At 51.3% G+C, this 6,162-nt stretch carries 4 protein-coding genes and 1 pseudogene; 4 read left to right on the forward strand and 1 reads right to left on the reverse strand.

Features of this window, described 5'->3' with window-relative positions; all coding sequences use genetic code 11:
* Positions 1-288: DsbA family protein (locus RTK32_RS17600; protein WP_312046246.1), on the forward strand; the 288-nt coding region annotated here is incomplete at its 5' end.
* Positions 289-692: 404 nt separating this feature from the next.
* Entirely contained in the window at positions 693-3,482 is a 2,790-nt protein-coding gene (gene polA / locus RTK32_RS17605; protein ID WP_312046248.1) for a DNA polymerase I, read from the forward strand.
* Positions 3,483-3,868: 386 nt separating this feature from the next.
* On the opposite strand, the gene yihA is transcribed toward polA, so the two are convergent.
* Complete coding sequence (gene yihA, locus RTK32_RS17610; protein ID WP_312046250.1) at positions 3,869-4,504, reverse strand: ribosome biogenesis GTP-binding protein YihA/YsxC; 636 nt, start codon at positions 4,502-4,504, stop codon at positions 3,869-3,871.
* Between the two features lie 555 nt (positions 4,505-5,059).
* Here yihA and yihI point away from each other — a divergent pair.
* Both yihI and RTK32_RS17620 read left to right on the forward strand, forming a co-directional pair.
* Positions 5,060-5,584 carry a Der GTPase-activating protein YihI gene (gene yihI, locus RTK32_RS17615; protein WP_312046252.1) on the forward strand — a complete coding sequence of 175 codons (525 nt, stop codon included), beginning with the start codon at positions 5,060-5,062 and terminating at the stop codon, positions 5,582-5,584.
* 238 nt (positions 5,585-5,822) lie between these two features.
* Positions 5,823-6,162: pseudogene (locus RTK32_RS17620) on the forward strand (oxygen-independent coproporphyrinogen III oxidase); the annotation flags it as partial.

Below are 6,162 nucleotides of genomic sequence, written 5' to 3' on the forward strand. Positions count from 1 at the left end.
ATCCAGAAAACCCAGACCATTACCGATCCGGCCAGCCTGAAAGCGACCTTTGTAAAGGCTGCCGGCATTAAACCGGAAGAGTATGATGCGGCCTGGAACAGCTTTGTAGTGAAATCACTGGTAGCACAGCAGGAAAAAGCGGCCGTTGATGTCGATCTGCGCGGCGTGCCTGCCATGTTTGTTAACGGCAAATACATGGTTAATAATGGTGGCCTGGATACCAGCTCAATGGATAACTACTCGCAGCAATACGCTAACGTGGTAAAATTCCTGCTGACCCAGAAGTAAGCCCTGTTTTGACGCAGCGATGACTTCAACGTCGCTGCGTCGTCTGTACCGCGCTTTTGTTTCCTCATTAAACCAACATTCTCTCGATCGCTTTTCCTGACCAAAGATCCGCTGGATCGGTTGGCCAATAATTTATATCCACATTAATGCAAATTACCTTTGAGTAAGGATCCTTAATGCAGGGATATTTAACTCATTGAAAATGATTAAATTAAATAATTAAGTCGGTCGGCAGGGCCAGCCGTATTAATATGTTATGAAATTTACACACAAAGTTATCCACAGGAAGCCGCTGCGAAGCTGGCCGCAAAACAAACGTGTCTCGCCCGGAGATATTTCATGTTTCCTGCATAGCTGTGGCATCCTTACCCTATTGTGAAATTTACCCGGAATGTGACAATCCTATGGCACAAATTGCAGAAAACCCGCTTATTCTGGTAGACGGTTCGTCCTATCTGTATCGCGCATATCATGCGTTTCCTCCGTTGACCAACAGCGCGGGCGACCCGACCGGCGCCATGTACGGCGTGCTGAATATGTTGCGCAGCCTGCTGCTGCAATATAAACCCAGCCATGTTGCGGTCGTTTTCGATGCTAAGGGCAAAACGTTTCGTGATGAACTTTTCGAGCACTACAAATCTCATCGTCCCCCTATGCCGGACGATCTGCGTGCGCAGATTGAACCTCTGCATAATATGGTCAGAGCGATGGGGCTGCCGTTATTAGCGGTATCGGGCGTGGAAGCCGATGACGTTATCGGTACCCTGGCGCTGGAAGCCGATAAAAAGGGCATTCCCGTTTTAATCAGCACCGGCGACAAAGATATGGCGCAGCTGGTCACGCCCAATATCACGCTAATCAACACCATGAACAACGCGATTCTCGGGCCGGATGAGGTAGTGGATAAATACGGCATTCCACCTTCGTTGATCATCGATTTTCTGGCGCTAATGGGCGACTCGTCGGACAACATTCCAGGTGTACCTGGCGTTGGCGAGAAAACGGCGCAGGCGCTGTTACAGGGGCTCGGCGGTATTAACGAGATCTATGAAAACCTGGATAAGGTCAGCGGGCTCTCCTTCCGCGGTGCCAAAACCATGGCCGCGAAACTGGAGCAAAACAGAGAGGTTGCCTTCCTTTCTTACCAGCTGGCGACCATCAAAACTGACGTGCCGCTTGACGCAGGCTGTGAAGAACTAACCGTTAGCGAACCTGCCGTAGAAGAACTGGCGGCGCTATTCCGTCGCTATGAATTCAAACGCTGGATAACCGATCTGGAAGAAGGTAAATGGCTACAAGGTAAAAAGAGCGGAGCGGCCGGGCAGAAAGCCCTGGCGGACCAGCCCGAAAGCCCGCAGCCTGAAGCTACCAGCATTCTCGCGACGGACGGCTACGTCACTATCCTTGACGAGGCGACCTTTGCCGACTGGCTGCAAAAGTTACAGGCAAGCGACCTGTTCGCTTTCGATCTGGAAACCGACTCGCTGGACACATTAAGCGCCAATATCGTCGGTATCGCCTTTGCTGTCGCACCAGGCGAGGCCGCCTATCTGCCGGTCGCTCACGACTATCTCGATGCGCCTACACAGCTCGATCGTAAAGAGGTGCTGGCGCGCCTGAAACCGCTACTGGAAGATAAAAAGCAGTTTAAGGTTGGCCAAAACCTGAAGTACGATCGCGGTGTCCTGAACAATTACGGTATTGAACTGCGGGGCATTAAATTCGATACCATGCTGGAATCTTACGCGCTGAACAGCGTGGTAGGCCGACACGATATGGACACGCTGGCTTCACGGTGGTTGAACCACAAAACGGTGACTTTTGAAGAAATTGCCGGAAAGGGCAAAAAACAGCTGACGTTTAATCAAATAGCATTGGAACAGGCAGCGCATTATGCGGCGGAAGATGCCGATGTCACGCTGCAACTGCATCTGAAAATGTGGTCAGAACTGGAAAAAGAACAGGGGCCTAAAGCGGTATTTGAAGATATCGAAATGCCACTGGTGACGGTGATATCCCGCATTGAACGCAATGGCGTGCTTATCGATCAGGCTATCCTGGCAAAGCATTCTCAGGAGCTGACCCTGCGGCTGGCAGAGCTGGAACAAAAAGCACACGAGCTGGCGGGCGAACCCTTTAATCTTTCCTCTCCCAAACAGCTGCAAACTATTCTGTTCGAAAAGCAGGGGATTAAGCCAACCAAAAAAACGCCTGGCGGCGCGCCGTCTACCAGCGAAGAAGTGCTGGCCGAACTGGCACTGGATTATCCACTGCCAAAAGTCATCCTGGAGCACCGCGGCCTTTCCAAGCTGAAATCAACCTACACCGATAAACTGCCGGTGATGATTAATCCGCTGACCGGACGTGTGCACACTTCTTACCATCAGGCGGTAACGGCGACAGGACGTCTGTCTTCTACCGATCCTAACCTGCAAAACATTCCGGTACGCAATGAGGAAGGGCGACGTATTCGTCAGGCCTTTATTGCTTCTGAGGGCCATCAGATCCTGGCGGCGGACTACTCACAAATCGAGCTGCGCATCATGGCGCATCTTTCTCAGGACAAAGGGCTGCTGAGTGCATTCTCTGCTGGTGAGGATATTCACCGTGCCACGGCGGCTGAAGTATTTGGCATGGCGCTGGATAAGGTGACGAACGAGCAGCGCCGTAGCGCAAAAGCCATCAACTTTGGCCTGATTTACGGCATGAGCGCTTTCGGTTTGTCACGTCAGCTTAATATCGGCGCGGGCGAAGCAAGAAAATACATGGACCTCTATTTTGAACGCTATCCTGGCGTGCTCGAATATATGGAAAGCACGCGCCAGCAGGCGGCGGAAAAAGGCTATGTTTCCACGCTGGATGGCCGTCGGCTTTATCTGCCGGATATCAAAGCCAGCAATTCAATGCGCCGCAAAGCGGCCGAACGAGCGGCAATCAACGCGCCGATGCAGGGCACGGCTGCTGATATCATCAAGAAGGCCATGATTGCTGTAGACGGCTGGCTGACGCCGCAGGCTAAACCTGACGTGAAGATGATTATGCAGGTACACGATGAACTGGTGTTTGAAGTCAAAACCACGGAAATCGAGGCGGCGACGGTAAAAATCCGTGAGTTGATGGAAAACAGCATGCAGCTGGACGTGCCGCTACGTGTCGATGTCGGTGTGGGACATAACTGGGACGAGGCGCACTAATCTCAGGCCAGACTTCGGTCCGGCCTTATTTAAGGCAGCGGCAAAAAGCGCCTTATTTTACCAATATTAACCCTCAATACCCGCTGAAACCCCTGCAAGACGGCAGGCCTAAGCTGTTATCGCTCAAACATTTTTTTGTCTGGTTCGCTACCTGAAAACTATTTTTATGTGAACTGTATTAGATAAAAAAGGGTATTTCATGAAACGAAGCGGTAAAAAACCCTTTTGAGGCCTGAAAAAATCATGTAGAGTTGAAGGCGTAGGGTACAGAGGTAAGATGTTCTATCTTTCAAACCGTTTACTTCGCGTAACCGGATTTGGCTGAATATTAGCCGCCCCAGTCGTTATGACTGGGGCGTTTTTTATTGTGCGTCGCCAGCCGAATATCAGGCTTCCGGTAACGTTTCTTCGGTAGAAGGTGGGATTTCGCTGAACCAGCTGTCCAGCTTCAGGCGTAATTTATCGACGCCCAGCTTCTTAAGCGAAGAGAAAACTTCTACCTGTACGTCGCCGACAAAACCTTTAGCCGCTTCGCGTACCAGGTTTAGCTGCGCTTTACGTGCGCCGGAAGCCAGTTTGTCCGCCTTGGTCAGCAGCACCAGCACCTGAATACCGCTTTGTACCGCCCACTCAATCATCTGCCGATCCAAATCTTTTAGCGGATGACGGATATCCATCAGTACTACCAGCCCTTTCAGACAGTGGCGCATCTGTAGATATTCTGCCAGCGATCGCTGCCATTTCAGCTTCATCTCTTCCGGCACTTCGGCATAGCCATAGCCCGGCAAATCCACCAGACGATAACCTTCGGTGACCTGAAACAGGTTGATCAGCTGAGTACGGCCAGGGGTCTTACTGGTACGGGCCAGGCTTTTCTGATTGGTTAGCGTATTCAGCGCGCTGGATTTGCCGGCATTAGAGCGACCCGCAAACGCAACTTCGATACCGATATCGGCTGGAAGGTGGCGGATGTCAGGCGCGCTGGTGACAAAGTGGGTAAGGTGATAATTCCAGCCAGACAAAATAGAAACTCCAGATAATAAGAACAATTGCGCAGAGTATACCCTGTATGGATTAAAAGCGCCCAGCCCCGCGCAGCGCGCCGGCAGGTTTGTAAGAGATTGGCTATATTTTTTGCCAGAACTTTTCCTTTTTTTTCCGGTTATGAAATATTAAGTTATTAAAAATCAAATGGTTAATATTTTAAGGCCAGATATTAATAAATTTTTTTGCAGCTGACCTTGTGAGTTTCTCTATATAGTCTACATTTGTTGTCAGAGCCAGGACGGCTCACTTCAGGATGAAGCGCTCAGGGGGATACCAGGAAGGTACCGAGCAGGGAAGGAAAGTGTCGGGGAACGACTCATCTGAAGGGAAAGGACTGCGTCCACGGAGGACGGCATGGCAAGGGAAAACCGGGAAGTTGGGTGCTAAAAAGGATGCTGACTTAGTCAGTCCTTCTGCGGAAGGTGCGAAAAAAGGCGACAGGGTGACCTGGCGCCTTTTTTCTTTGTCTGCTTTCTGCTAGATTCCGCCGCAATTCTATACTGAAGATAAACAGTCTGAGAGCAGAAACCATGAAGCAACCTGTACGCGATTCGCAGAAGAAACCAGCGGCAAAAGCGAAGCGTAAAACGCGCGATGAAGTCAATACGGAAGCGCGCGATCGCAAACGCGATAAAAAACATCGCGGCAACGCCTCCGGTAGTCGTGCTAACCCTGTCGCGGCAACAAAGAAAAACGGCGAAAATGCTAAAGAAAAAGATCCTCGTATTGGCAGTAAAACGCCGGTAGCGCTGGGCGCTGCTGCGGCTGCACAGCCCGCGAAGAAAACCAAGCCGGTTAAAAAAGCCGAAGAGAATAAGCCGCGTTTAACGCCGGAAGAAGAGCTGGCGAAGCTTGAAAACGACGAGCGGCTGGATACGCTGCTGGATCGCCTGGAAAATGGCGAGACGCTGAAGGCGGAAGAACAGGCGTGGCTTGATCAAACACTGGATCGCATCGATACGCTGATGGAACAGCTTGGCATTGCCCTGGACAATGATGTGGAAGATGAAGAAGCCGAAGAGGATATGTACCGTCTGCTTAAAGGCGGCAACTGATCCCGGCGACGCTTCTCGGATCTACTTAAAGAGCGGCACCCATGGGTGCCGTCTCTGCATAAGGTTTCTCTGCCAATGATTTGGCCTGGATCAATTTACCTGCTGATTCTCTTCTGCTGCCTGCTGTGGATGTTGGGTAAACTACGGCGTCTGTCCCGGTTGAAAACCCGGCTACGCAGACCGACCGTCCTGCCGACAGCGCCTCCGCGACGGTCGACACGCCAACGCAGGAGAGAATATCGTGACGCAGACAATTGAGTGGGATCCCATCCTGCTGCAAAAATATAATATTTCGGGTCCCCGTTACACTTCTTATCCTACCGCGCTGGAGTTCAGCGAGCGTTATCGTGAGGCCGATTTTGTCCGTGCCAGCCAACGTACTGCCGCTCGCTCCCTGTCACTTTATATTCATATTCCTTTTTGCCATCGCCTTTGCTATTTCTGCGGCTGTAATAAAGTGGTTACCCGCCATCAGCATAAAGCTGACGACTATCTGGCAGCCTTAGCCGTAGAAATCGCCCATCGCGCCGCGCTTTTTCGCAACCGAACCGTGACGCAGATGCACTGGGGCGGCGGCA

It is taken from the genome of Erwinia sp., from assembly GCF_031978025.1.
GTDB lineage: Bacteria > Pseudomonadota > Gammaproteobacteria > Enterobacterales > Enterobacteriaceae > Erwinia.

What these genes read in the sequence shown, in the direction of transcription:
- polA (WP_312046248.1), top strand. Translation starts at nt 693, where the DNA reads ATGGCACAAATTGCAGAAAACCCGCTTATTCTGGTAGACGGTTCGTCC.
- yihI (WP_312046252.1), top strand. Translation starts at nt 5,060, where the DNA reads ATGAAGCAACCTGTACGCGATTCGCAGAAGAAACCAGCGGCAAAAGCG.